Below are 26,993 nucleotides of genomic sequence, written 5' to 3'. Positions count from 1 at the left end.
ATAATGCGATTGCATTGCATCCAATTGTTTAACCCATTAGATCTAAAATAAGAATGTTGTCTTTAAATAAATTTACAACAGACTTTCAAGTCTCAATACATATTACTTTAAAACGCCACGTAATATCTTCTGTACATCTAAATTATCTTTTTGTGGAATCAAAAAGGTATCTAAATCTTCAGGGGAGTTAATTTGTTCTGATTTGTCAATAAAGCCATACCCTAAGTACACACTATTTTTAATTAAAACAAAAGCTTCTTCTTGGCTATGTCTCCCTTGTTGTTTTAATACTACGTTTTCTTTGTTGTTATTAATGTGATCAATTGCGGAGTTGACACGCAAATTATAATCTGTCACATCTTCTTTATTAGCACAAACACCTTTGCAAGTTGTTATTTTATAATGCGAACATTGTACAACACCATCTTGTAAATGGCAAAATTTTGGACACAATTCAAATTGAGCACACATTTTTTCTAAATACTGTCGGCAATCGGTAATACTGGAAAAGGTTTGAATGCTGTTTGGTGTTGCTTTTAGAGTGTTGTACGCTAAATGCTTTATGCCTTGTCTATCTTCGTAACTAAATATAGCATACGCTTTTGGTGCGCGTTTAGAAATAACATTGTATTCAGGATAATGTTGCTTAATTGCTGCATCTTCCATTAATAGGGCAATAAGCTCGCTTCCGGATAGTTCAAAGTCAATATCGGAGGTCTCACGACAAAGGTCTAACGATTTTTGCGCTTTACTGTAAAAATGGCTTAAAACACGTTTTTTAATATCTTTTGCTTTACCAACATATATAATCTGTCCTTTTTTATTTTTAAAATAATAGATACCGGCAGTATTGGGTAAATTATTAAAAACAGCAGTCGGTAAATGAGAAGGTAAAGTGGCTTCTTTGGATGTCTTTTTTAGAAAGTCAGTAAAAACAGTTTCAGCATCCTCTTGATTTAATAATATATCAAACAAAACAACGGTTGCTTCAGCATCACCACGTGCTCTGTGTCTGTCTACAATATTAATATGCAAATCGGTACATAGTTTACCTAAACTATAGGATTTATGACCGGGTAATAATTTGCGAGATAAGCGGACCGTACAAAGCTTTTTTCGATTAAAATCAATACCCAACGCCTTAAATTCGTTTCTTATAACATTGTAATCAAAGTTAACATTATGGGCTACAAAAATGGTGTCCTCTGTAATGGATAAAACGTCATTGGCAACCTCGGCAAACGTGGGTGCATTCGCTACTATTCCGTTATCTATTCCTGTTAAAGACGTAATATAATCAGGGATTAAAACCTCAGGATTAACAAGAGAAGTAAACTCGTCAATTATCTGTTTACCATCGTATTTAAAAACAGAGATTTCAGTAATTTTGTTACTTCTACCACTAGTTTCAACATCAATAATTGTATACATCATCTTAACGTTTTTTCTAAAGCTTTTAATTCGACACCCAGTTCATTAAACATACCTAAAATACTGCTGATTTTTAGCTCTTCTTCTGTGTATTCTTGTGTGTTAATACTGCAGGTAAATTCCCAAATCTCTAAAACTTCATTAATAGGGACACTATAACCGTTATAGGTTTTATTGTCCGATACTAGCAATAAAGAGTTGTTTAAATCGATGTTATTATAAACACGCTTGTAAACCATACCATCATTTAAAGTGACTAATACGTAGGTGCGACCACTTTTAATTTCGCTTCTATCTTCTACAAAACGTCCAATAACAAACGCCCCATCTTTCATGGGTAGCATAGAGTCTCCTTTTATAGGAAATGCACGGTGTTTTCCGGTGGGTAAAAAAGGCAATTTTATTTTTTGTAGTTGCTCAATATATTCCGGATCGTCATATCCAGCTAAATACCCAGCAGAGGCTTTTACAGGGACAACTTCAATTAAATTTTCGTTATCATTATCTACCGTTATCGGAAACAGCACCCGTTGGTTATTCAGCTCGATAAACGAGAAGTCTTTGGCTTTAGTCAAGTCGTTACGCAATAAAATATCTATCGGTATTTTAAAGTAATCGGAAAACGCAATTAAAAACTCGATAGTAGGCGCAGAGCGGTTCTCCTCGTAAGAGCCAATACGTGACCTAGTTACCTGTAACTCTTCAGCAATACCTTCTTGAGATAGCTTTTTGAGACTTCTTAAGTGTTTTATGTTTTTAGATATATAATTCATAATACTACAAATGTAAGCAATAATTACTTAAATATGTAGCTAATTTTGTAGCATGCAAAATAATATTTTACATCTAGATTTAGACACGTTTTTTGTCTCTTGCGAGCGACTAATAGATAGTCGTTTGCAAAACAGACCATTACTAGTTGGAGGGACAGGAGATAGAGGTGTGGTAGCTGCGTGTAGTTATGAGACTAGAGGCTTTGGTGTGCATTCTGGTATGTCCATGAAAGTAGCAAGACGTCTATGTCCGGAAGCGACAGTAATTAGAGGAGACGCGTCCATTTATACCAAATATTCGCATTTAGTAACAGAAATTATTAAAGAAAAATCACCCGTTTTTGAAAAAGCGAGTGTGGACGAGTTTTATGTTGATTTATCAGGCATGGATAAGTTTTATGGGTGTTATAAATACGCTTCAGAGTTACGTCAAAGCATCATTAAAAATACGGGGTTACCAATTTCGTTTGGATTATCAGCCAACAAAATAGTATCTAAAGTCGCTACAGGAGAAGCAAAACCGAATAACCAATTACAGATAGATTCAGGATTTGAAAAAGATTTTTTAGCCCCATTATCCATTCGTAAAATACCATCTGTTGGCGAGAAAACGTATCAGGTGTTAAGAGGTTTGGGGGTTGATAAAATTAGCGTCATCCAACAAATGCCATTAGAAATGATGATAAGTGCGCTTGGCGCGAATGGACGTACCATTTGGAAAAGAGCTCATGGTATTGATAATCCACCATTGGTCCCGTTTTATGAGCGAAAATCCTTGTCTACAGAACGCACGTTTGGAAAAGATACTATCGATATGGTTAAGCTTAGAACGACCATTTTTGCTATGGCAGAAAATTTAGCCTTTCAATTAAGAAAAGGCAATAAACTAGCCGGAACATTAAGTGTCAAAATCAGGTATTCGGATTTTAATACGTACACCAAACAGGTTAAAATCACTTATTCTAGTGCAGACCATGTTATTATCCCAAAAGTATTAGAGTTGTTTGAAAAACTATACCAACGCCGATTATTAATCCGTTTGGTAGGCGTCAAAATTAGCGACATAGTGACGGGAAATTATCAAATTAATCTTTTTGATGATACCGAAGAGATGCTAAATCTATACAATGCAATGGACGCGATAAGAAACCGATATGGCGATTTAAGTATTATGAGAGCCTCTGCAATGGGCGCCAAAACCATTGGTAGATTTAACAACCCGTTTAATGGCGAACCTCCCGTTTTATTAGCACACCGTAATCAATAATGTATTTAAACTGTCACTCATATTATTCTTTGCGTTTTGGAACATTTTCTGAAACCGATCTATTAGATTTAGCAGAAGCTAATGCTATGGAGGTTGTGGCGTTGACGGATATTAACAACACCTCTGCGTGCTTAAATTTTGTGCGTCATGCTAAAAAACGCAATATTAAGCCTGTAATTGGTATTGATTTTAGGACTGGTGCACAACAGCATTTTGTAGGTCTAGCCAAAAATAATCAAGGATTTAAAGCTTTAAACGCCTTTTTGTCGCAACATTCTGAACAAAAATTACAATTACCAGATGTGGCACCACCACTTGCTAATGCGTTTATTATTTATCCTTTTGAAAACGTCTTACAATTAAATAAAAAAACGTTTGCTGACCACGAGTTTATTGGGGTGTCTATTACCGATTTGCGGAAGCTTAGATTTTCGACCTTAAAACAACAGCAGCATAAAATTGTCTTATTGCAGCCCGTAACGGTAAGAGATAAAAAGGATTTTAATGCCCACCGGTTATTAAGAGCCATAGATAATAACACGCTATTAAGTAAACTGGAAAAAACGGAGGAATGTAATCCTTTGGATACAATGTGGTCTTTAGACGAATTGAATATAGCTGTAGCTGAATTTCCTTTTATCCTAAAGAATACAAAAGCGTTGCTAGACCAATGTGAGGTTGAGTTTGGTTTTGACGATCAAAGAGACTCCCAAAACCAGAAATTATACACAGACTCGTTTGAAAATGATTGTATCGTATTAGAACAATTGTGTCGGGACGGTTTACCAAAACGGTATGCTAATCCATCACCAAAAGTACATGCGCGTTTAAAAACAGAATTGGATACCATCAAATCCATGCACTTTGTATCCTTTTTTCTTATCAATCATGATATCGTGTCTTATGCTAAAAGCCAAGGCTATTTTCATGTGGGTAGAGGTAGTGGCGCCAATAGTATTGTAGCCTATATTATTGGGATTACAGATGTAGATCCCATTGAGCTAGATTTGTATTTTGAACGCTTTATCAACCCTTTTAGGGCGTCTCCACCAGATTTTGATATCGACTTTTCTTGGAAGGATAGGGACGATGTGACCGCCTATATTTTCAGAAGATTTAAGCATACCGCATTATTAGCAACCTATAACACGTTTAAATATAGAGCGGTTGTTAGAGAGTTAGGTAAGGTGTTCGGTTTACCGAAAGAAGACATAGACAAGCTAAGTAAAAACAGTTATACCGCTTCTAGTTTAGACGATATTTCAAAATTGGTTTTAAAATATGGTAAGTTAATTGAAGGCTTTCCAAACCATTTAAGCGTGCATTCCGCCGGAATCTTAATTTTGGAGCATCCCGTACATTGTTATTCGGCAACAGATTTACCACCAAAAGGCTTTCCTACGGTGCAGTTTGATATGAATATTGCCGAAGATGTCGGCGTCTTTAAATTTGATATTTTAGGACAACGTGGTTTAGCAAAAATTAAAGAAGCGCTAGAAATTATTGCAGAAAACAGACCAGAATTACCACCAATAGATATTACCAATGTAGCTGCTTTTAAAAAAGATCCAAAAATTAATAATCTATTAAAATCAGGAGGTGCTATTGGCGCGTATTATGTAGAGTCTCCTGCAATGCGTGGGTTAATGCAGCAATTACAAACGCAAGATTATTTAGGTTTAGTCGCAGCTAGCTCGATTATTAGACCAGGCGTGTCGGGGTCGGGGATGAAAGACGAGTTTATTAAACGTCATCGGATGCCCGAAAAACGAAAAGAGGCACATCCCGTATTGTACAATATTATGCCAGAAACCTATGGCGTGATGGTCTATCAAGAGGATGTGTTGAAGGTGGCTAATCAGTTTGCAGATTTAACTTTAGGCGAAGCAGATGTGCTTAGACGTGGTATGAGCGGTAAGTATAGATCCTTAAAAGAGTTTGAAGCTGTCGAAGAAAAATTTATTGCTAATTGTAGAAAAAAAGGATATGCTGACGACTTAATTTTTGAAGTCTGGAACCAAATTAAAAATTTTGCTGGTTACGCTTTCGCGAAAGGGCATTCGGCGTCTTATGCTGTAGAAAGTTATCAGAGTTTGTATTTAAAATGCTATTTCCCATTAGAGTTTATGACCGCTGTACTTAATAATGGTGGTGGTTTTTATAGTGCAGAACATTATTTTCATGAAGCTAGGCAACAAGGCGCAACCATTTGCTTGCCTTGTGTAAATACTAGTGATCATCCCAATAGGTTGATTGATACCTCCATTTATTTAGGATTGGGGTATTTGAAAAATTTGGAAGCTTATACCATTAAGCGCCTATTAACGGAACGACAGTTGCACGGACCGTTTAAATCTTTAGACGATTTTATTGATAGAATTCTTATTAGTATCGAACAACTAACCATTTTAATTAGAAGTAATGCGTTTAGATTTACCAATATCCCTAAAGTAGAATTGCTTTGGAAAGCTATTTTTAAATTGAATGCCAAAGGAAAAGACACCATACAATCTAAACTGTTTAAAACGGAGCATAAACAATTCACCTTACCAAAATTAGATAATAATTGGATTGAAAATGCTTATGACGAAATGGAATTGATTGGATTCCCGTTATGCAATTATTTTGATTTAGTAAGTGAAGCAATGCAAGGCGATGTGTTGGCCTCGCAAATGCACCTGTTTGTTAATAAAACAATACTTATTTACGGAAACCTGGTCACCACACGTTTTAATAAAACGTCACAAGGTAAATTGATGCGTCTAAGTACGTTTGTCGATAAAAATGGAGACTATTTTGATGCAGTACACTTTACAAATGTGGTCCATCAATTCCCCATTAATGGGCTAGGGGTTTATGCGTGTTATGGTAAAATAACGGATAGATTCGGTTTTTATAGTATGAGTGTTGTTTGGAGTAAAAAGCTAGCTATACTACAAGATCCAAGAAATAGTTAAGCTATTGTTTTTAAAAAGAAATAGCCCGTCTGTTAGGTTTTTAATTTATTGCGTCTAAATTCTCAGTACCATTTAACTAACATGGTATAAAGTATATAGAGCGACTGTTTTTTTTGAAATGTTATTTAAATTATTTGTAAATTAAAGACGTATTACAAAAAAAAACACAGTCATTTTGGTCTAACCGCTAGCTATGGTTATAAACAAAATGCAATCCTAAAACTGAGGTGTTCTTATCATAATACCAATCCCCTTAAGATTGATTCTCTAATAACAACCAAAATAACTAACACATGAAGAAAAGATTATTTAATTCGTTATTGTCCCTTATCATTGTAGGTTTTGCCTACGCTCAAGAAGAAAAAAACCTACCTAACACACCAATTTCTCACACCTTTTACGCCACAGGAAATTTAGCAACATCTAATACTGCCAGTAGTAATACTGTGGTAACAGCACTTGCTAAAGCATTAGAAAAAGATAGTAATTCGACTTTATTACTTCTTGGTAATAATGCGTCTACCACAGGTTTTTCAGAAAAAAAGAGTTCAGCCAAATCAAATTTAGACAGTTATGCCTCGGTTTTTAAACCGTTTTCTGAGCGCATGTATTTTATTCCTGGATATTCAGACTGGAAACACGGACTAAAAAGCTTAAAAGCACAAGAAGACTATTTAGAAGATCTGTTTGATAATAAAAATGTTTTTCAACCAGAAAAAGGTTGTCCAATTGAGAAAATTAAAATAAATGACAACATAGATTTGTTAATTTTAGATTCGCAGTGGGCATTATCAGATTGGGATAAAATTCCTAATATTAATGACCATTGTGAGATAAAAAATAAAACAGAGTTTTATGTCGAGGTCGAGCATGAAATTATAAAAAGTCAAGGAAAAACGGTGCTAATTGCAATGTATCATCCTATCGCTTCTTATGGTAAGCATGGAAATTCTTATGCATTTGGTATCGGGTCTCAAAATCTAAATAATACGTATTATAAGGAGTATAGCAAGCGCTTATTAACTATTGCGCAACAATCTACAAACGTTGTTTTTCTTTCAGGACATGAACAAAATATGCAATTTATTGTAGAAAAAAATATACCAACAATTATTAGTGGCGCTGGAGGAAAAATTCAAAAAGCAAAACAAGGTAGTAATAGTTTAGCAGCCATTAATCAAAAAGGATATACAAAGATTATCGAATATAAGAATGGCGCATTATGGATGGCCTTTTATGGCGAATCTAATAATTTTGCAACACCATTATTTGCTTCAGAAATAATACAAGCATTTGATAAGGTGACACTGCCAGATTTTAATGAAACAGCAACACCAGAATACGTAAAAGCATCTATATATGAGCCAGAAGAGTTAGACCGTTCTGGATTTTATAAAATGCTTTGGGGAGAACATTTTAGAAAAGATTATGCTACAGCCATAAATGTAAAAACAGCGCTTTTAGATACATTATATGGTGGATTATCTATTATTAGAAAAGGGGGAGGACATCAAACCAATTCACTACGTTTAGAAACAAAAGATGGACGCGAATTTGCTATGCGCTCAGCTAAAAAAAGTGCGTTGCGTTTTATTCAATATTTCCTGTTTAAAACTCAGTATTTAGAGCCAGATGTTGAGGATACTTATTTTATTCAGTTATTACAAGATTATTGGACTACAGCAAATCCTTATGGAAGTTTAACTATAGGAGACTTATCTGATGCGTTAGATATTTATCATGCTAATACTGAAATGTATTATATCCCAAAACAAAAAGCATTAGATAATTATAACGATGCTTTTGGTGATAAAATTTATTTTATTGAAGAACGTATAACAGATGGTCATGGAGATGTAGCAAGTCTAGGAAGCACAAATACTATAGAAAGTACTACGGATTTACTAGACAAACTACGTAGAAAAGACAAAATAGCGATAAACGAGAGTTTATATATTAGAACCCGTTTATTTGATAATATAATTGGAGATTTTGATAGACACGCAGACCAATGGCGTTGGGCAGTCCAAAAACAAGAGGATGGTACAGATCTTTATGAAGCAATACCTAGAGATCGTGATCAAGCATACGCAGATTTTGATGGTTTTATGCTTGGTGCTTTAACCGTATTAAGTCCCCCTATGCGTTTTATGCAACGTTATGACGGTACATATAATTCCACACGATGGTTTAATGATGCTGGAGATGATGTTGATTTTGCTGTGTTGACCAAGCATACACAAGAAGATTGGCTGCGCGAAGCACGTTTTATAAAAGAAAACTTAACGACTGAAGTTATTGATAAAGCCTTTAGTAATTTTCCTAAAGAGATTGATCAGACAAAAGTAGCTAGAACAAAAAAAGCCTTATTAGGACGATTAGCTAAAGTTGAAGAAAATGCAGTAAGCATTTATGAATACCTTCGTACTTGTGTTATTGTAACAGGAACCGATAAAGATGATCATTTTGTAATTACCCGTAAGCCTGACGGAATTACAAACGTTAGTATCTACCGAATTAAAAAAGGAGAGAAAACAGATAAGTATCTAGATGTTGATTATGATAAGTCCATTACTAACGAAATATGGATTTACGGATTGGATGATGAAGATATCTTTGAAGTGAATGGAAAGAGTAATAAGTACATCAAAATTAAAATAATTGGTGGACAAAATAATGATACGTACCGTATTAATAACAAAAGAAATCTGCGTGTATTTGACCAGAAATCAAAGCCTAATACGTTTGAAACTCCTGTGTCAAAAACATTGTCTGATAATTACGATTTAAATACATATTATTTTAAGAAAAACCGTAGAGATATCAGAAACACACTACCTATTATTGCTTTAAATCCAGACGATGGACTTAAAGTAGGTGCAACGTTTAACTACACAAAAAACTCTTTACAACGTAACCCATTTACAGCAAAACACAGTTTAAGTCTTGCTTATATTACTGAAACATCGGGAGTGCAAATTGATTATTCTGGAGAATTTGCCAACGTATTTGAAAAGATAAACCTTGGTATAGAAGCAGGATATTCTTCTTCTAGTTATACTAACAATTTTTTTGGCTTCGGAAATGAAACCCTAAATTTTGAAGACGACCTAGATCTAGATTTTAATAGAGTAAGATTAAGAACACTGTCTTTTGCGCCATCGCTTATTTATCGCGGGTACTATGGTAGTTCTATAACCTTAGGTGCGAGTTATGAAAATATAGAAGCAGAAAAAACAGCAGGTCGATTTATAGAAGTCGCTGGTGTTAATCCGGATGTTTTTGAGAGTCAAAGTTTTTATGGTGTAGAAGGGGTTTATGAGTATAATAACTTTGATAATGCAGCATTACCTAAATCAGGAATTGGATTTAAATTGACAGCAGGTTACAAAGCTAATTTTGAAAGCGATAAAAGTTTTTCATACGTTATTCCTGAGCTTAGGTTAACAAAAAAAATTGACAGTCGTGGTATTTTAGTCTATGCTACAAAACTTAAAGCACATGTTAATTTAAGTAATGAGTTTGAGTTTTATCAAGCAGCATCCATAGGAGATGGAGATGGTTTAAGAGGATTTAGACAAGAACGCTTTAGCGGAAAAAGTGCCTTTTATCATAACTCTGATTTAAGACTGTCTCTTGGTAAAATACGAAATGCTTTTATTCCGATTGCTTACGGCTTTTATGGTGGATTCGATTATGGTCGTGTATGGGTAGAAAACGACAATTCTAATGAGTGGCACACGTCACCAGGTGGAGGTGTGTTTTTTAACATTGCAGGATTTACTACTGCCAACTTCGGCTATTTTAGTTCTGACGAAGGTGGAAGATTAAACATATTACTAAGTCTAGCATTCTAATTAAAAACCAACGATATGAAAAAACCAATACAAGTATTTAAAGTCAGTGAATTAAAAAATAAAGAACCGGAACATGCATTAGTTAATGGATTAGATTTAGTTATTGTTAAGTTTGATGATGCTATCTCAGTCCTTTACGGACGTTGTTTGCATCGTGGCGCATTAATGTCAGACGGTCATATTGATGGTCATAATCTAATTTGTGGTGTTCATGGATGGGATTACCGTGTAGATTCTGGAGTTTCGGAATATAATAATAAAGAAGTACTTCATAAATTTTCGACTAAAATAGAAGGTGATGACTTATATGTAGACGCATTTGAAATAGATGCCTATTTGGTTAATAGCCCGCAACCCTTTAATCGTGATGCTTATTTAGGTGCTTATGCGGATACACATCCAGAAGATACAGAGCCATACACAGGTTATATTAAAGAACTAGCACAAAATGGCTTAAAAAACATAGGGCATCATGGATTTTCAGCATCTATGGGAGTAGATAGAAATACGTTACCAAAATGGAATGACATTCAGTTTTTACCAGCACAATTAGCAACAAGACCATTGTTAGATGAGGAGGCAGTAGCAACTAAGGTTACAATTGGTTCAAAAGCAAAAAAACCGTTACATCTTGATATTCCATTATTTGTAAGTGATATGAGTTTTGGAGCATTATCTCGAGAAGCTAAAATAGCACTATCAAAAGGTGCAGAGTTAGCAGGAACAGGAATTTGTTCAGGCGAAGGTGGTATGCTTCCGCAAGAACAAGCTAATAATAGTAAGTATTTTTACGAGTTGGCTTCGGCACAATTTGGATTTTCATGGGATAAATTAGATCATGTGCAAGCCTTTCATTTTAAAGGCGGTCAAGGGGCTAAAACAGGAACAGGAGGCCATTTGCCAGGCAGTAAAGTTAGTAAAGAAATTGCTGAGGTTAGAGGCGTAAAAGAAGGAGAGACTGCAATATCACCTGCAGCAAATCCTAATTTTCATACTGTTCAGGATTTTAAAGCGTTTGCAGATAAAGTACGTCAACGTACAGGAGGGATTCCTATTGGATTTAAAATAGCAGCAAGTCATATTGAAAAAGACATACAGTTTGCTTTAGATGTTGGTGTGGATTATATCATTCTTGATGGTCGTGGTGGCGGTACGGGTTCTGCACCAACCATATTAAGAGATCATATAAATGTACCAACCATACCCGCTATAGCTAGAGCTAGAAAATATTTGGATCGTGTGGGCGCTACAGAGGTTACGTTGGTGGCTACAGGAGGCTTACGTGTGGCAGAAGATTTTGCAAAAGCAATGATGTTAGGTGCCGATGCAATTGCGGTTTCTAATTCGGCATTACAAGCTATTGGTTGTTTAGGGATGCGTGCTTGTGGTACAAATAATTGTCCAGTAGGTATCGCAACTCAAAAAGAATCGTTGCGTAGTCGCTTGATTATAGAGTCTTCGGCTAAACAATTATATAACTATTTTGATGCGACTAATGATTTAATTAAAGTAATTGCAAGAGCTTGTGGTTATGATGATGTGACTAAATTTAATCAAGAGGATTTGTCAACTTTTGATTATGAGATGCACAAACTAACAGGGATTAATTACGCAGGAATACAATAACATATTATGGAAAAACAAATGCATTTAGCAGCACAATATTTAGCTGCAGCAGGAATTAGTTTTCTTGAAAAAAAAGACGATGATAGTCATACAAATTTAGGGTTTAGTATTAAAGACCAATGTTTATATACGCACACACTTTCTAAAAACGAAGACGTATTAGGTTTAGATTACAAAAATTTTGCACTGGTTTGGAGCTCTAAAACTGGGACTACAAGTTTAAATCTGGATGGTGCGACGCACAGTACAATTTTACAATGGCTTTCAAACACCGCAAAAAGCAATCTTAATAAATTGTATACCTATAAGTTTCATTATGACTTACCATATACTATAGATGCTACTTACACTTTTAAATTATCTGATATTGATAGATTAAAAACGTTATCAGCACAACGTGTATTAGTAGAAAAAGTAATTCAACAATTAAAAAAGGCATACCATTTAGAGACACTTTGTAGAGTTTGGCCTCATCATTTTGATACAGGTATTTATACGGCGTTTCCAGATAGTAATATCACGATAGGATTGGGCTTAGCTATTCCCGACAGTGTTTCAAAAACATTCTATTTTTATATTTCTGGTTATAAAAATGGTAAAACTATGGATACTTCTGGTTTTTCTAATTTAGCTCTTGGCGAGTGGAAATCGGATGGGTTTACGGGTGCAATTTTAGAATTATCAAATACAACAGAAGCTGATGGCGTTTCCTTTTTTAAGGAAGCTATTAGTCAATTACAAACAAAATAAATAAATAAGATGAATAATAAATTTTTAAAAAGTATTGTAGCCGGAATTATAGCAACGATTGCCATGACAGTATTAATGGTAATATCAGGAAAATTAGGAATGCCAAAAATGGAACCGCCACATATGTTAGCGACAACTTTAGGAGCTCCCGTAGTGGTTGGATGGATGATGCATTTTATGATTGGGGTCTCGTTTGCACTAATTTATACTTATGTTATTAGTGGTTGGTTTGAAAAGATTAATTCTGTTGTACTAAAAGGTGTTGTTTTTGGAGTAATAGCAGCTGTTATGGCAAAGGTAAGTATGACAATAATGGGTAAGATGTTTGATACAATGCCTGCGCCTTCTGGTAACATGGCTTTAGTATTAATGGGACTAGTTATGGGACATATTTTATTTGGTATTGTTGTCGTGTGGTTTATCCACCGTAAATAATCTCATTTTAACTGCTGTTCTGAGAAGAGAATAGCTTGAATTGTTATAATCTTAACAAGAATTATAAGTCTTAATTTACAACGTATTGATATGAGTAGTAAAAAAACAGAAAAAGCAGAAGATAACTACCTTATGGATGAGTTAAAGATTGATAAGGATACACTTAAATCTTTAAAGAAAAAATTAGCTAAAATTGAACCAAGGTCTGAGCGTGGTGTCGAAACGTTGTTTCGTTTATTATCCAAAAATCAGTACACCTTAAATACGATGATAGATAGAAAATCTAACATTCTTATTTCAATCAATGCATTAATTTTGTCATTAATAATCGGTACTGTAATGAGTCAGTTAGATGCTGATCCACATCTTATTTTTCCTGTGGTAATGATACTTGTTACAAATTTGATATCTATAACGTACGCTATATTTGCAACACGTCCAGAACTAGTGCATGGTGATAAAGGTGCCCGAAATCTTATGTTTTATGGTAATTTTCAAGATATGGAAGAAGCTGAATATGTGGATAGTATTACTCAGTTAATGAATCAAGGAGATGAATTATACAAAACTATTGCAAAAGACACCTTTTATCTAGGGAAAACAATCGATAGAAAATTTAAGCTCTTACGTAAATCTTTTAATGTGTTTTTAGTGGGAATTATTATGTCAGTTATGGGCTTTATAGCTTGTCACGTATTTTTTGGAGGACTGATGTAAAACACAAGTCACTTGTAAAACATGTAATTACAATTAAAGTATTATAAATAAAAAAGCCTTACATAAAAATGTAAGGCTTTTTGCGGAGAGTAAGGGATTCGAACCCCTGGAGGTGTGACCCTCAACAGTTTTCAAGACTGCCGCATTCGACCACTCTGCCAACTCTCCAAAGTGTCTCATTAGGTATTCCCTAATTGCGAGTGCAAATATAGATAGGATTTTAGTTTTATTCAAATAAAAAAGAAGATTTTTTTGTTTTTTTTTCAATCAAGGTCATAGTTTGTTAGTAATCAATTAATAAGATAAATTGATTGCTTTCTAACCTAAATTAAAAGCATAACCGTTATTTTTGACGAAAATTGAAATATGGATATAATAAAGCAACTTAACTGGAGATACGCCACAAAAAGTTTTGATACACAACGGTTAGTTTCAGATAAAGATATAAAAGCGCTTACAGAAGCTTTTAACCTAACTGCTACGTCTTATGGTTTACAACCATTAAAATTGATGGTTATTAAGGATAAAGACTTACAATCACAATTGGTTCCGGTTTCTTACAATCAAAAACAAGTAGGAGAGGCTTCTCATCTATTAGTATTTTGTATAGAATCGCAGATGGATACTACTTTTATTACTAGTTATTTTGATAGGGTTAAATCTATTAGAAATACGGAAGATGCTATTTTAGATCCTTTTAAAACATTTTTAATCGAAGATTTTAAAAACAAATCACAATCAGAAAAAGAAGCTTGGGCTGTAAAACAAGCCTATTTGGCTTTAGGTAATATAATGACGGTTTGTGCATTATTAAATATTGATGCTTGTCCAATGGAAGGTTTTAGCCCATCGGATTACGATACTGTTTTAGGATTGGAAGCGCTTAAGCTTAAATCGGTTTTAGTAATGCCAATTGGATATAGAGCTAAAGACGATTTTATGGCGGACTTACAAAAAGTAAGGCGTCCAATAAAAGACACCGTAATTATGCGTTAACACAATAAAGTGGCAAGATTATTGTTATTTCATAAAAAGCAATACTTTTGTAATGCATTAAATTTATTAAAAAATGAAAAAATTACTGCTTGTATTTACTTTATGTGTATCATTTTCAATGCTTGCGCAGGATGATGATTACGAAGATTATTCATCTAATTTAAATTGGCTGACGGATTTAGCAGAAGCTAAACAAGAATCAATAAGCTCTAAAAAGCCAATTTTAATTTATTTTACAGGAAGCGATTGGTGTGCACCTTGTAAAATGTTGAAAAAAGATTTTTTCTACACAGAAGCTTTTGAAGAAAAAGCAGACCAATTTGTACTTCTAATGATTGATATGCCAAGACGTACGGACATCATCTCTAAAGAGCAACAAGAAAAAAACAATAATGTTGTTAGTAAATACAATACATCAGGAGGTTACCCTAATTTAGTAGCTTTAAATGATCAATTACATATAATAGGAGAATTATCTGGTTATACTTTTTTAAGAGAAACAGACAGACATTTTGCTTTTATAGAAGCGATTCTAGAAAATTACTAGACTACAAGAATATAAGACATTTAAAAAACGCCCAAATTAAGTTTGAGGCGTTTTTTTTATAGCTTAAATTCTTTTAAATTTGACTAATAACAAAAAATATACAGATGCCAGGATTTGAAAGCTTTGGAGATTTAGAGCGAAAAGAAGTAGAAGATGTACTAGATAATGGAGTATTAATGCGTTATGGTTTTGATGGCATGCGTAATGGACATTATAAAGCAAAGTCTTTAGAAACAGAAATACAAAAAACACTACAGGTTAATCACGCACAATTAGTAACTAACGGGACAGCAGCTGTATCTGTAGCTTTAGCTTTAGCGGGTATTGGAGCAGGAGATGAGGTAATTATGCCTTGTTTTACGTTTGTCGCTAGTTTTGAAGCTATTATGATGTTGGGTGCTATTCCTGTATTAGTGGATATAGATGATACATTAACCTTAAACCCAGAAGCGGTTAAGGCTGCTATTACATCTAAAACAAAAGCAATCATGCCTGTACATATGTGTGGTAGTATGGCTAATTTAGATGCGCTTAAACAAATAGCGGATGATCATAACTTAAAACTGGTAGAAGATGCTTGTCAAGCTATTGGAGGAACCTATAAAGGAAAGTCTTTAGGTACCTATGGTGACTTAGGATGTTTTAGTTTTGACTTTGTTAAAACAATAACTTGTGGAGAAGGTGGAGCAGTAGTTACTAATAATCCAGAGTATGCAAAACATGCGGATTTGTTTACAGATCACGGTCATGACCATATTGGGAGTGATAGAGGGGCAGAGACACATCCTTACTTAGGTTATAATTTCCGAATTTCAGAATTGAATGCTGCTGTAGGTTTAGCACAAGTTAGACGTTTAAAAGACTTTATTGCCATTCAGAAAAAAAACTATACCATTTTAAGAGAGGCGTTATCAGCTATTCCTGAGGTGACATTTAGAACTGTACCTGAAGGAGGAGAAGAGAGTTATGCTTTTTTAAGTTTCTTTTTACCAAATTTAGAAACGACAAGAAAAACATCGGCTGCATTTAAAGAAAAAGGAGTAGATGTTTGTTTTCATTATTATGATAACAACTGGCATTATATTAGAAAATGGGATCATTTAAAAGATATAAAAACCTTATATCCAGTTTCTAAAGAAGTTAAAGACGGTCTAGCATATCTAAAAGACAAAACATTTGAAAAATCAGACCATTTTATTGGTAGAAATATTTCTTGTTTAATCAAGTTATCTTGGACGGAAGAAGAAACAAAACAACGCGCTAAACTTATGGTAGAAGCCATAAAAGAATCACTATAATTTTTAATTTTAAACCAACCCCAAATAAACCAACCTTTTAATGAAAAAAATCACTGTACTATATATGTTGCTATGCTTTTATTCGGCTATAGCCCAAGATAATTATGACCAATTTTGGCAAGAATTATTAAGTAATAACCGTGTTTCTGCAACTCAAACATTAAAAAAGATTGATGATGCTAATAGTATTGAAAATCTTATTATTAATGAAATAATGAGGGTTGAAAATGGTCGATTTAGAGCCAATAAAGACTTTTTGCCTACTTTTTTAAATCAGGATAATTATCAAAATTATTTATATGCCCTTTGGAACGAAAACTATTTTTTTAATACGTATTTAGATACAGGATTTAATAATAAAATTGTTGGAGCAATTAATAGTATTTCTGAAAGTAATCCGACACATAATACTATCCAAGACGCTATAACGTATTTAGAATCTATAGTGGCTAGAGAGAATAAAGATTGGGAGACTTACAAATCTAAAATTAGTAATATACCTTCTTTTAGAAACTGGCAATATTGTGGTGTCTTTGAAAACTTGAATAAAAGCGGTCTTGATCGTGTTTATGGACCTGAGACTAACGCTAACAACAATACTCCTTTTGACGCAGAAAGTAATGGCTATGTTAATTGGTACACTTCAAAAAACACAGAAGAAGCTTATCAGTTTTTTACTAATCATGAAGAGTATGGATCGGGTGTTAATTATGCACAGACTTTTGTTTCAACGCCTCAAGATGAAACAGTAATTTTACGTATTGGAAGTGGATCTGCTTTTAAATTATGGTTAAATGATGTTGTTATATTTGAAAACAAGCAGGACGTTGTTACAGACTTAGATGCTTATCAGGTTAAGGTTACTTTTCCAAAAGGAAATAATAGATTGTTAATAAAAACTGCCGAAAGTGACTATGGCAGTTATTTTATTATGAGTCCATTAAATCAAGACGGATCTCATAATACTAATTTAAAAGAGTCTTCAAGCTATTCTGAATATAATAAAAGTAAAGCTAGTCAAATAGGAGCGACTCCCGTTACTAATAGTTTTGAAGCTTTTTTTGTAGATAAACTTAATCAAAATCCGAACAATTTTTTTAATGCTTATTGTTTAATTAGAACATATTTAAGAAATTCTAAATACGAAGAAGCTAAAAAAGTAATACAGCCTTTTTTAGAGCAGTACCCAAAAAGTTCATTATTAAGAAAATTAATGATTACGGTCTATTCTTTAGAAAAAGATTATACGACAATCAAAGAAATTAATAAAAACATGGAGTTGGATGATGAAACCTATTATCTACCTGTTTTGTTAAAAGTTATGGTGTTTGACGAGTTGACAAGAATGAGTATTAAAGAGTTAGAAGACTATCTTGAAAAACTTAAATCAACAATTGATTTAGAAATCATGCATGAAACTGCAGATTTTATCTATAATGCTAGACAAGAAGATCAAGCCAAACTCAAAAAAAATCTTGATAAGTTAATGAAAATGACTGACGGCAACACTAAATTAATATTGCGTTATGCACCGTTGTATGAGTCGTTGTTCGAAGAAGAAAATAAGACTGTTAGTATCTTAGAAGATTTAGAAAAAAAGAAATTTGATTTGTCTATAGTTAGAAAACTAGTGTCTTATTATGATAAACGTAATCAAAAAAGTAAAGTTTTGGATATGTTATCTAATGAGATTGAATATCTAGGTACTGATAACTATTACTTAAGGTCTATTATTAATAAGTTGCACCAATATAAAAGATATGAAGAGTCATTAAAATATATAGACCAAGGTTTATCTAATTTTCCAGATTCGTTTGTTTTTCAAGAGTTAAAAGGTGATGCTTTACTTCAAATTGATAAAAAGAAAGCCATTACTGCTTATGAATCCTCTTTGTCTCATAATAGTAATGATAAATCTTTAAGAAAAAAATTGAAGGATTTAAATAACGAAAACAATGTTTTAAAAGATTTAGTTACGGAAGATGCCTATAGCTTAATAAATGAAAGAAGAGGTAAAATAGTAACAAATAACTATGGGTTTAATATCCTAAATGATAATAGTACTGTAGAGTTATATAGCGAAGGTGGTGGTAATTATAGATCTGTTTTTATTTATGAAATTACATCGGATAGCGGAGTAGAGCGTTTTAAAGAGTATGATTTAGGGTTAAGCGGGAATTATAATGTAAATAAGTCTGAAATTGTAAAGCAAGATAAAAGCATTATACCAGCAGATAAAAGCGGTTCTAGCTTAGTGTTTAACGGGTTAGCAATTGGTGACGTTATTTATTTAGATTATGAGTATTCATTTTCTAAATCTGGTCGTTTTTATAAAACGTATTCGGATCGTTTTATGCTAGGTTCTTTTCATCCTACATCATCTTCTGCAGTTAAAATAATTGCTCCAAAAGAGCATAACTTAAATTATAAGAGTGTAAATGGTAATACGCAACCTAAAATAACAACTAAAGGAGATTCTAAATTATACGAATGGACTATTTTAAATAATCCTGGATTACCTCAAGGAGAAGACTATATGCCTAGCGACTCTGATGTTGCAGAATATATTCACTTAAGTACAATTGATAGCTGGAACGAGATTTCTATTTGGTATTCTGATTTAGTAAGAAGCGTTATGGAGGTAAATGCAACTGTACAGGATACATTTGATAAATTATTTCCTGACGGTTATAAACATTTATCAGAGGATCAACGTGCTAAAATTATTTACAATTATATACGTAACAATTTTACCTATAGTTATGTTAGTTTTAGACAAAGCGGATTTGTACCACAAAAACCATCAAAGACAATTAAGACTAATTTAGGAGATTGTAAAGACTTTTCTACGCTGTATGTAACATTGGCAAAGAAAGCTGAGTTGGAAGCTAATTTGGTACTTGTATTAACGTCGGATTATGGTCGTAATAGTTTGGTTTTACCTAGTACAGATTTTAATCATTGTATAGCAAAAGTAAAGATTGATGGAAAAGATCAGTTTTTAGAGTTAACAGATAAGTATTTACCTTACAAATCTTTACCAACGTCACTAAGAGGTGCTACAGCTTTAGAAATTCCTTTGAATAGAAATGATACCAAATCTTACGATTTATTTAAATTAGAAAATCTATCTAGAGAACAAGCAGTCTCTAAGAATGTAGTAACATTAGACATTAATAAAGATCAGATTGGTATGATGGTAGACTCAGAGTTTAGAGGGCATATTAACTCTTATTATTCTAGCGTGTTTTCAGAGCCAAATGGAGATGTTATTAAAAAGGCAATATATGATGATTACACTAGTAGGTTGTCTGACGATTTTACTTTAAATAACGTGAGTAACATAGAGCGTAAGGATGATGATATGTTAATTAAATATACAGCAGACATAACTTTAAATAAAAAAATAAATAAGATAGGATCAACTAGTATACTACAATTACCAATGGTATCTAATCCTTATACTAAAGGTATTGTAAGTTTAGAAAAACGTGCGCATGACATAGATTATACGTTATACGAAACTACAGATGTATACCAAGTAGTTTACATTGTAAATATCGAAGAAGGACAGTCGTTTACTGAAATTCCGGAAAATGTTACTCTAACTTTTAAGGACCATTCATATAGTATTAGTTATAGTAAATTAAAAGCGAATCAATTAAAGGTGGAATTAAATTCTACACCTTCAATGCGCAGGATTAAAGCTTCGGATTATCTAGAATTTAAAACGTATGTTAAAAATGTTTTAGATGCACAAGAAGCATTTATAGGTTATAAATAATAAACGATCACACATAAAAAAAGCTCCAATTATTATAATTGGAGCTTTTTTTTATGTCTTATAAATAGCTTAGTAAGCGACGTACTCTACAATCTCTAAACCATATCCTATCATTCCAACACGTTTAGTTTGTTGAGAATTAGAAATTAGTTTTAATTTATGAATGTTTAAATCATGAAGTATTTGTGCTCCAATTCCAAAATCTCTACTATCCATTGCAATTGCTGGTGCTTTTACAATAGTATTTGGTTTTTGCTCACTTTTTAATAATGATAAACGTTGTAAAAGATTCATCGATTCAGCTTCCTGATTGATAAATAGGATAGCTCCTTTTCCTTCCTCGTTAATAACACGGAACATATCATCTAATTTTTCGTCAGCATTGTTGGTTAACGTTCCTAAAATATCATTATTTACTAAAGTAGAATTAACACGTGTTAAAACGGTATCTTCTTTTTTCCAATCCCCTTTAGTTAAAGCAATATGTACTTGGTTATTTGTTGTTTGTTGGTAAGCTCTTAATCTAAAACTACCAAATCTAGTTTCAATATCAAAATCATCTTTCTTTACAATTAAAGAATCGTGATCCATTCTATAAGCAATCAAAGCTTCGATAGATACTAGTTTTAAGTCAAACTTTTTAGCAACTTCAATTAATTGAGGTAGACGTGCCATTGTTCCGTCTTCATTCATAATTTCTACAATAACTCCCGCTGGTTGTAAACCTGCTAGTCTTGCAAAATCTATAGCTGCTTCTGTATGTCCTGTTCGTCTTAAAACACCACCTTCTTTAGCAACTAAAGGAAAAATATGACCTGGTCTTGCTAAATCAAAAGGTTTAGTCTCTCCATTAGTCAATGCTTTAACTGTTTTAGCTCTATCTCCTGCAGATATTCCCGTAGTAACACCTTTACCTTTTAAATCTACAGAAACCGTAAATGCGGTCTCCATATGATCTGTATTATTGGTAACCATCATGTGTAAATCTAATTCCTCACAACGTTGCTCTGTTAAAGGTGTACAGATTAAACCACGACCGTGAGTGGCCATAAAGTTTATCATTTCCGGTGTTACTAATTCGGCAGCAGCCACAAAGTCTCCTTCGTTTTCTCTGTCTTCGTCATCAACGACTATAATAACTTTTCCTGCTTTAATGTCTTGTATAGCTTCTTCAATTGTATTTAATTGAAAAGAAGTTTTGTTTTCTTTATCTGTAGTAATCATAATAAATGTGTTGTGCTGCAAAGATATTGCATATTTATTACTTAGTGTAGCTAAGCGTTTGTTTTTTGGCGCCTTTTAAAGTGTACTAATGGGTAACCTATAAAGCCTAATAGCGTCAAAAATGGGCTTTCTTTTTTCTGTTTTAACGTCTGTATTATTGTATTGTAAGCAAAGTATGATTTTACGTAATTATAAATAAATACAATAAAACTGATAGCACTAATTTGTATGCCTGCTAATGCTAACTGTGGTTGCTTATTGTTTTTTAATATAAAATAAGAGACAAATAATACCGCTGTAATGGTAAAGAATAAAAGACTTAATCTTGAAATTATCCTATAGTCTTTAGTATCTGCATCCGTTAAAACAATAGGAGCTTCTTCTGTCACATCAATTATCGACTGTGGTTTTAAACCATTGTAATTAGTCCCTATAGATAGTTTTTGCTTACGTAAAAAGTGAGTTAAAGGGTATATAATAGCCCCAATAACTTGTTGTACTATCGTTTCTTTTTTATGCTCGGTTTTAGAAATTAAGCTATTAAAAGAAGTACAAGATTTTATATAATTAAACACAAATACTATTAATGCAATCGCACTTATTTGTAATCCTGCAGTTGCAACTTGTGGTAATTTATTATTTTTTAATACAAAGTACAGCAGTGCTAATACTATGGCAATAGCAAAACTTACACTGCTTATTTTTGAGAGTATTTTATTATTTTGAATGTCTTTGTCTTCAAAATGTACAATAACAGCATCATTGTCTAAAGCATTAACTTGTAGTTTTTCTTTATTAAATTTTTGGTTGAACCATTGCTTAATTGGCTCAGTAATATGATCAAATTCAAAAATACCGCGATCTTGCGTTGCTCGCTTGGTTAAAAAGATACTTAAAGGTAGCATGATTAAGGTTGAAAACCATGCGGAGAGGGCGGGATGGAGGTTTCCATTTTTTGCGCTATTCTCTGCAAATAGACCAATAAAGTGGTAGCTTAAAAATAATACAATTGCTATTACCATTGGTAATCCTAATCCTCCTTTTCTTATTAATGCGCCCAATGGTGCACCAACAAAAAAGAGTATAATACAAGCAACAGCCAAAGCAAATTTTTTATGTAATTGTATTCCGTGTTTATAAATCGAAGAATTTTTAACTTTGATTTGACCTTTTTTTGATTTTATAATTTGTTGTGTACTAGAGATGCTATTAATAGCGTAGTCTAAAATTTGTATTTTACGTTTGTCATTAAAAATATCAAGTATTACGCCATCATAAACACTGTCTTTTTTAGCATTTACGGTTAAGTTTAATGTTGCTAAATTGGTTCTGGCAAATAAAGCAGTTGAAAATTCTTCAATAACATTATTACGGTCTGTTTTTAATGAGTCAATAGCCTCATTTAACTCCGCAACATTTAGCATGGTGTATTTACTATCAATATTTTTCTCGTCTAAATCAATATTATTTAATTTAGATAAGTCCATATTCATAACGTGCTTTTTAAATGCAGCTTTACTAAATGGTTTTTTGTTACGGTCAGCTATTTTTTTAGGAGGAGTATCATCATAATAATACCCATCGTATAAAATTAGTTTTAAAATATTGGAATCTTCAGCACTAGCTAATTCACCTGTTTTCGCAACAATAGTGGTGTAGTTACCAGAAAAGCCTTTTGCACCTTTTTTATGTATGGTAACACCTTTTAAAAATTTACCGTTTAACCCAGATTTTTCTTCAACTTTTATATTGAAACTTTCTCCGATATCATTAAACTGTCCTTCTGCAATAATCATTGCCGGTTTTACTTTAGCAATATTTTTACGAAGGTTATAACTATTGTATTCCGCCCAAGGAATAACATTATTACTAAAAAAGAAGGTAAGTATGGATAGGCCAACAATAAAAATCCCTAAGCCTGACATGGCACGTTGCAGTGATATCCCTGTAGATTTCATGGCTGCAAACTCATAATTCTCGGCAAAATTACCGAAAACCATAATAGAAGCCAATAAGATTGTAAGTGGTAAAATTAAAGGAATTAGCGTAGGTGTTATGTACATCAAAAACTTTAAGACTGTTGCTAAGTCTAAATCTTTACCTGCTAATTCTTTAATATATAACCAAATGGCTTGTAAAACAAAAATCAGCATGAGTATAACAAACACGCTGATAAAGGTTTTAAGATATGATTTTAATATGTACCTATCTAATATTTTCACTTAAGATTAATCCAGTTTATTGATGTAATAGTCCTTGTACTTTGTTTCGTCAAAGGTAAATAAGGATTTTGATAAAGGCTCATTAGTTTTAAAAGAATTTACAGTTAAAGTTGTTTTTGTACCATTTTTTCCAACTTCAATTAATCTGTAAATATGTTTTGTTTTAGTGTCAACACCTAGCAGTACATATTTGATTTCAGAATTTGAATCAATAGGAATTAACTTTACATATTGTATCTTTCTTCCACTAACATCTTGTATGATGTCCATTTTATAAGTAAACCCTTCTTTATAAAAAGACAACATTTTACTTGGTGTAATTGTACTTTCATCTTGGTCACTACCTTTAGAGACAGTCACTTCTTCATCTTCAGGACTGATACTGTAAATAGTTGTACCGTCAAAAATACGTGTAATACCTAGGATGTTTAAGCGATAGTTTTCGCCTTGCATCACTACGTCACCTTTAGTTTCTTGTTTGATGTTTTCTTCGCTATTTTCTAAAACATATTTAAAATCTATAGCAATGTTATCATAACCTTTTGCTTTAGCAGACACTTCATTAAGTAACTTTTTTGCATCGTTATCTTGTGCAAAAATGGTACTGCTAGCTAATAAAAATAATACTAATAATTTTTTCATTTTAAATGTAATTTATTTCTTTTCGTTTTCTAATAGTTGATCAAGAGCTATTAAATCTGGTACTAACACTTGTCTGGCTTTACTACCTTCAAAACCTCCTACAATACCTGCAGCTTCTAATTGATCAATTAAACGACCTGCGCGGTTGTAACCTAGTTTTAATTTACGTTGTAATAAGGAAGCAGAACCTTGTTGTGCTGTAACAATAATTTGGCAAGCATCTTTAAACAAAATATCTCTGTCTGATATATCTACATCAAGACTTGTGCCACTTTCTTCACCTACATATTCTGGTAACAAATACGCATCAGGATATGCTTTTTGATTCCCAATAAAATCGACAATTTTTTCTACCTCTGGCGTGTCGACAAATGCACATTGTACACGGATCATATCATTACCTTGTGTGTATAACATATCTCCACGTCCTATTAGTTGATCTGCACCACCCGCATCTAAAATAGTTCTAGAATCTATCTTACTAGATACTCTAAAGGCGATACGTGCCGGGAAATTGGCTTTTATAATACCTGTAATAACATTTACAGAAGGACGTTGTGTTGCTATAATTAAGTGGATACCAATGGCACGTGCTAATTGCGCTAAACGTGCAACAGGGGTTTCTACTTCTTTTCCTGCAGTCATAATTAAATCTGCAAACTCATCTACCACCAAAACAATGTATGGTAAATACGCATGTCCATCGTTTGGATTTAATTTACGTGCTTTAAATTTAGTATTGTATTCTACAATGTTACGACATAATGCATTTTTAAGCATTTCGTAACGGTTGTCCATTTCTATACATAACGAGTTTAATGTATGTATAACCTTGGTATTATCTGTTATAATCGCTTCTGCTTCATCAGGAAGTTTAGCTAAATAGTGTCTTTCAATTTTATTGAATAACGTCAATTCTACTTTCTTAGGATCGACTAATACAAATTTAACTTCCGCAGGGTGCTTTTTGTATAGTAATGACGTTAATACGGCATTTAAACCAACAGATTTACCTTGTCCTGTAGCACCTGCCATTAATAAGTGAGGCATTTTTGCTAAGTCAATAACTAAAGTTTCATTACTAATAGTTTTACCAATTGCAATTGGTAAATGCATTTCTGTTTTTTGGAATTTTTGAGAGGCAATTACAGAACGCATCGATACTATTGTCGAATTTTTGTTTGGCACCTCAATACCAATCGTTCCTTTTCCAGGAATAGGGGCAATAATCCTAATTCCTAAAGCGGATAAGGATAGTGCAATATCGTCTTCTAAGTTTTTAATTTTTGAAATTCTAACACCAGCTTCCGGTACAATCTCGTATAACGTTACGGTTGGTCCAATGGTTGCTTTAATACTAGAAATTCCGATTTTGTAGTTATTTAATGTATCTACAATACGGTTTTTGTTTTCTTCTAATTCCTCTTGGTTAATAGTAACCCCTTCGTTATCGTATTTTTTAAGTAAATCTAAAGGCGGGAATTGGTAATTACCTAACTCTAAAGTTGGATCAAACTGTCCAAAGTCTTCCACTAACTTATTCGCTAAATTATCAGTTTCAGACAGTTCTTCTTTTACCGCTTCAACTTCAATTTCCATTGGTAATTCTTCCTCTTCTTCAACTTTCGGGATTTCAATTTCAATTGGAGGCGATGTTACAGCTGCTTTGACCACAGGTTTAACAGGTTCTTGCGTTAGCTCGATAGGTTTGTTAGCTTCAATTTTTGAATGATTAGAAATTGTAGGTTCTACTTTTTTATCGACATCAAAAGCAGATTTTATGTCTTCGGCTTCATCAGAATGTGCATTATCAACAGGTACAAAGTCTTCATTAAAATCGTCTTTAATATTGTTTTTTGCTTTCTTAAATATGGCAGCAATACGTTGTGGCGTAAATTTAAATCTAATAGCTAGGTAGCTAATAAATGCGAATGCCAATAGTAGGATGGTTCCAATCTTACCAATATAATCTTGAAAAAAGCTATTAATTTCAAAACCTATTGTTCCGCTAAGGCTATCATTTTTGTAAGTGAAAAATCCAAAAAGAACAGATAACCAAATCATTACTAAAATCCCCCAAAACCAATGCTTACGTAATTTGTCTTTACTTAAGTCCGTTAGTACGTATACTCCAGATAAAAAGGTAAGTCCAGAAATAATAAAGGCAGCAATACCAAAACCACGTTGGATAAACAGATCACTGATCCAAGCACCAAGCTTACTTAGCCAGTTTTTTGTTTCAATATCTCTTGATGCAAACTCACTTAACGCGCTTTGATCAACTTTTCCGGTGAATAAGTAGGATAAAAATGCGATAAAAAACAAAACACCTAAGATAATCAAGAAGCTCCCAAGAACTAATTTTTGTTGACTACTTAGTTTAAAATCAGGGGTTTTAATGCTGATTTTCTTTTTAGGTTTAACTGTTTTTTTTGCTTTAGCCATTATTGGGTTTTAGTTTGGGTAA

The 26,993-nt window shown here is 33.0% G+C and carries 17 protein-coding genes and 1 tRNA gene; 11 read left to right on the top strand and 7 right to left on the bottom strand.

Annotation, left to right across the window (positions count from 1 at the left end):
- Positions 1–102: 102 nt before the first annotated feature.
- Both CXF54_RS04375 and CXF54_RS04370 read right to left on the bottom strand, forming a co-directional pair.
- Positions 103–1,434 carry an exonuclease domain-containing protein gene (locus CXF54_RS04375; RefSeq protein ID WP_101202598.1) on the bottom strand — a complete coding sequence of 444 codons (1,332 nt, stop codon included), beginning with the start codon at positions 1,432–1,434 and terminating at the stop codon, positions 103–105.
- Positions 1,431–2,204 (bottom strand): XRE family transcriptional regulator, encoded by a 774-nt coding sequence (locus CXF54_RS04370; RefSeq protein WP_090840314.1) that lies wholly within the window; start codon positions 2,202–2,204, stop codon positions 1,431–1,433. The genes CXF54_RS04375 and CXF54_RS04370 overlap by 4 nt, the downstream gene beginning before the upstream one ends.
- A gap of 52 nt (positions 2,205–2,256) precedes the next feature.
- On the opposite strand from CXF54_RS04370, the gene CXF54_RS04365 reads away from it, so the two are divergent.
- The 7 genes from CXF54_RS04365 (at position 2,257) to CXF54_RS04335 (ending at position 13,813) form a co-directional block, all read left to right on the top strand.
- Complete coding sequence (locus CXF54_RS04365; RefSeq protein ID WP_090840312.1) at positions 2,257–3,471, top strand: DNA polymerase IV; 1,215 nt, start codon at positions 2,257–2,259, stop codon at positions 3,469–3,471.
- The gene (locus tag CXF54_RS04360) at positions 3,471–6,428 is read left to right on the top strand and encodes a DNA polymerase III subunit alpha (RefSeq protein ID WP_101202597.1); all 2,958 of its coding nucleotides are present in this window, start codon (positions 3,471–3,473) and stop codon (positions 6,426–6,428) included. The genes CXF54_RS04365 and CXF54_RS04360 overlap by 1 nt, the downstream gene beginning before the upstream one ends.
- 293 nt (positions 6,429–6,721) lie before the next feature.
- Entirely contained in the window at positions 6,722–10,285 is a 3,564-nt protein-coding gene (locus CXF54_RS04355; RefSeq protein ID WP_101202596.1) for a ShlB/FhaC/HecB family hemolysin secretion/activation protein, read from the top strand.
- A 15-nt stretch (positions 10,286–10,300) separates the two neighbouring features.
- A complete protein-coding gene (locus CXF54_RS04350; RefSeq protein WP_090840306.1) occupies positions 10,301–11,911 on the top strand; it encodes a glutamate synthase-related protein in 1,611 nt (536 codons plus the stop codon).
- Between the two features lie 6 nt (positions 11,912–11,917).
- Positions 11,918–12,661: a hypothetical protein gene (locus tag CXF54_RS04345; RefSeq protein ID WP_101202595.1), complete on the top strand. Its 744-nt coding sequence runs from the start codon at positions 11,918–11,920 to the stop codon at positions 12,659–12,661.
- Between the two features lie 9 nt (positions 12,662–12,670).
- Entirely contained in the window at positions 12,671–13,096 is a 426-nt protein-coding gene (locus tag CXF54_RS04340) for a DUF6789 family protein (RefSeq protein ID WP_090840302.1), read from the top strand.
- A gap of 90 nt (positions 13,097–13,186) precedes the next feature.
- A complete protein-coding gene (locus CXF54_RS04335; protein ID WP_101202594.1) occupies positions 13,187–13,813 on the top strand; it encodes a Pycsar system effector family protein in 627 nt (208 codons plus the stop codon).
- Positions 13,814–13,896: 83 nt separating this feature from the next.
- Here the strand turns inward: CXF54_RS04335 and CXF54_RS04330 are convergent.
- Positions 13,897–13,981 (bottom strand) — tRNA-Ser (locus tag CXF54_RS04330).
- A gap of 198 nt (positions 13,982–14,179) precedes the next feature.
- Here CXF54_RS04330 and CXF54_RS04325 point away from each other — a divergent pair.
- From CXF54_RS04325 to CXF54_RS04310, 4 genes are all read left to right on the top strand, one after another.
- Entirely contained in the window at positions 14,180–14,809 is a 630-nt protein-coding gene (locus CXF54_RS04325; protein ID WP_101202593.1) for an NAD(P)H-dependent oxidoreductase, read from the top strand.
- Between the two features lie 73 nt (positions 14,810–14,882).
- On the top strand, positions 14,883–15,356 hold the full coding sequence (locus CXF54_RS04320; RefSeq protein ID WP_090840296.1) for a thioredoxin family protein: 474 nt from the start codon (positions 14,883–14,885) through the stop codon (positions 15,354–15,356).
- A 104-nt stretch (positions 15,357–15,460) separates the two neighbouring features.
- On the top strand, positions 15,461–16,654 hold the full coding sequence (locus CXF54_RS04315; protein WP_101202592.1) for a DegT/DnrJ/EryC1/StrS family aminotransferase: 1,194 nt from the start codon (positions 15,461–15,463) through the stop codon (positions 16,652–16,654).
- 40 nt (positions 16,655–16,694) lie between these two features.
- Positions 16,695–20,438: a DUF3857 domain-containing protein gene (locus CXF54_RS04310; protein ID WP_101202591.1), complete on the top strand. Its 3,744-nt coding sequence runs from the start codon at positions 16,695–16,697 to the stop codon at positions 20,436–20,438.
- Positions 20,439–20,507: 69 nt separating this feature from the next.
- On the opposite strand, the gene ribB is transcribed toward CXF54_RS04310, so the two are convergent.
- Genes ribB through CXF54_RS04290 form a run of 4 tightly spaced genes read right to left on the bottom strand, consistent with a single transcriptional unit; the run spans position 20,508 to position 26,971 of the window.
- On the bottom strand, positions 20,508–21,662 hold the full coding sequence (gene ribB / locus CXF54_RS04305) for a 3,4-dihydroxy-2-butanone-4-phosphate synthase (RefSeq protein ID WP_090840290.1): 1,155 nt from the start codon (positions 21,660–21,662) through the stop codon (positions 20,508–20,510).
- 50 nt (positions 21,663–21,712) lie between these two features.
- Positions 21,713–23,884, bottom strand: a complete 2,172-nt coding sequence (locus CXF54_RS04300; RefSeq protein WP_101202590.1) for an LptF/LptG family permease — start codon at positions 23,882–23,884, stop codon at positions 21,713–21,715.
- Positions 23,885–23,890: 6 nt separating this feature from the next.
- Positions 23,891–24,526 carry a LolA family protein gene (locus CXF54_RS04295; protein ID WP_090840286.1) on the bottom strand — a complete coding sequence of 212 codons (636 nt, stop codon included), beginning with the start codon at positions 24,524–24,526 and terminating at the stop codon, positions 23,891–23,893.
- A 12-nt stretch (positions 24,527–24,538) separates the two neighbouring features.
- On the bottom strand, positions 24,539–26,971 hold the full coding sequence (locus CXF54_RS04290; protein WP_101202589.1) for a DNA translocase FtsK: 2,433 nt from the start codon (positions 26,969–26,971) through the stop codon (positions 24,539–24,541).
- Positions 26,972–26,993: the final 22 nt, after the last annotated feature.

This window comes from Olleya sp. 1-3 (assembly GCF_002836085.1).
Taxonomy (GTDB): domain Bacteria; phylum Bacteroidota; class Bacteroidia; order Flavobacteriales; family Flavobacteriaceae; genus Olleya; species Olleya namhaensis.
The sequence above is the reverse complement of the archived record's forward strand: the minus strand, read 5'-3'. Positions and strand labels throughout refer to the sequence as shown.

Coding starts and splice junctions, on each gene's coding strand:
- CXF54_RS04375 (WP_101202598.1), bottom strand. CDS start 1,434: ATGATGTATACAATTATTGATGTTGAAACTAGTGGTAGAAGTAACAAA.
- CXF54_RS04370 (WP_090840314.1), bottom strand. CDS start 2,204: ATGAATTATATATCTAAAAACATAAAACACTTAAGAAGTCTCAAAAAG.
- CXF54_RS04365 (WP_090840312.1), top strand. CDS start 2,257: ATGCAAAATAATATTTTACATCTAGATTTAGACACGTTTTTTGTCTCT.
- CXF54_RS04360 (WP_101202597.1), top strand. CDS start 3,471: ATGTATTTAAACTGTCACTCATATTATTCTTTGCGTTTTGGAACATTT.
- CXF54_RS04355 (WP_101202596.1), top strand. CDS start 6,722: ATGAAGAAAAGATTATTTAATTCGTTATTGTCCCTTATCATTGTAGGT.
- CXF54_RS04350 (WP_090840306.1), top strand. CDS start 10,301: ATGAAAAAACCAATACAAGTATTTAAAGTCAGTGAATTAAAAAATAAA.
- CXF54_RS04345 (WP_101202595.1), top strand. CDS start 11,918: ATGGAAAAACAAATGCATTTAGCAGCACAATATTTAGCTGCAGCAGGA.
- CXF54_RS04340 (WP_090840302.1), top strand. CDS start 12,671: ATGAATAATAAATTTTTAAAAAGTATTGTAGCCGGAATTATAGCAACG.
- CXF54_RS04335 (WP_101202594.1), top strand. CDS start 13,187: ATGAGTAGTAAAAAAACAGAAAAAGCAGAAGATAACTACCTTATGGAT.
- CXF54_RS04325 (WP_101202593.1), top strand. CDS start 14,180: ATGGATATAATAAAGCAACTTAACTGGAGATACGCCACAAAAAGTTTT.
- CXF54_RS04320 (WP_090840296.1), top strand. CDS start 14,883: ATGAAAAAATTACTGCTTGTATTTACTTTATGTGTATCATTTTCAATG.
- CXF54_RS04315 (WP_101202592.1), top strand. CDS start 15,461: ATGCCAGGATTTGAAAGCTTTGGAGATTTAGAGCGAAAAGAAGTAGAA.
- CXF54_RS04310 (WP_101202591.1), top strand. CDS start 16,695: ATGAAAAAAATCACTGTACTATATATGTTGCTATGCTTTTATTCGGCT.
- ribB (WP_090840290.1), bottom strand. CDS start 21,662: ATGATTACTACAGATAAAGAAAACAAAACTTCTTTTCAATTAAATACA.
- CXF54_RS04295 (WP_090840286.1), bottom strand. CDS start 24,526: ATGAAAAAATTATTAGTATTATTTTTATTAGCTAGCAGTACCATTTTT.
- CXF54_RS04290 (WP_101202589.1), bottom strand. CDS start 26,971: ATGGCTAAAGCAAAAAAAACAGTTAAACCTAAAAAGAAAATCAGCATT.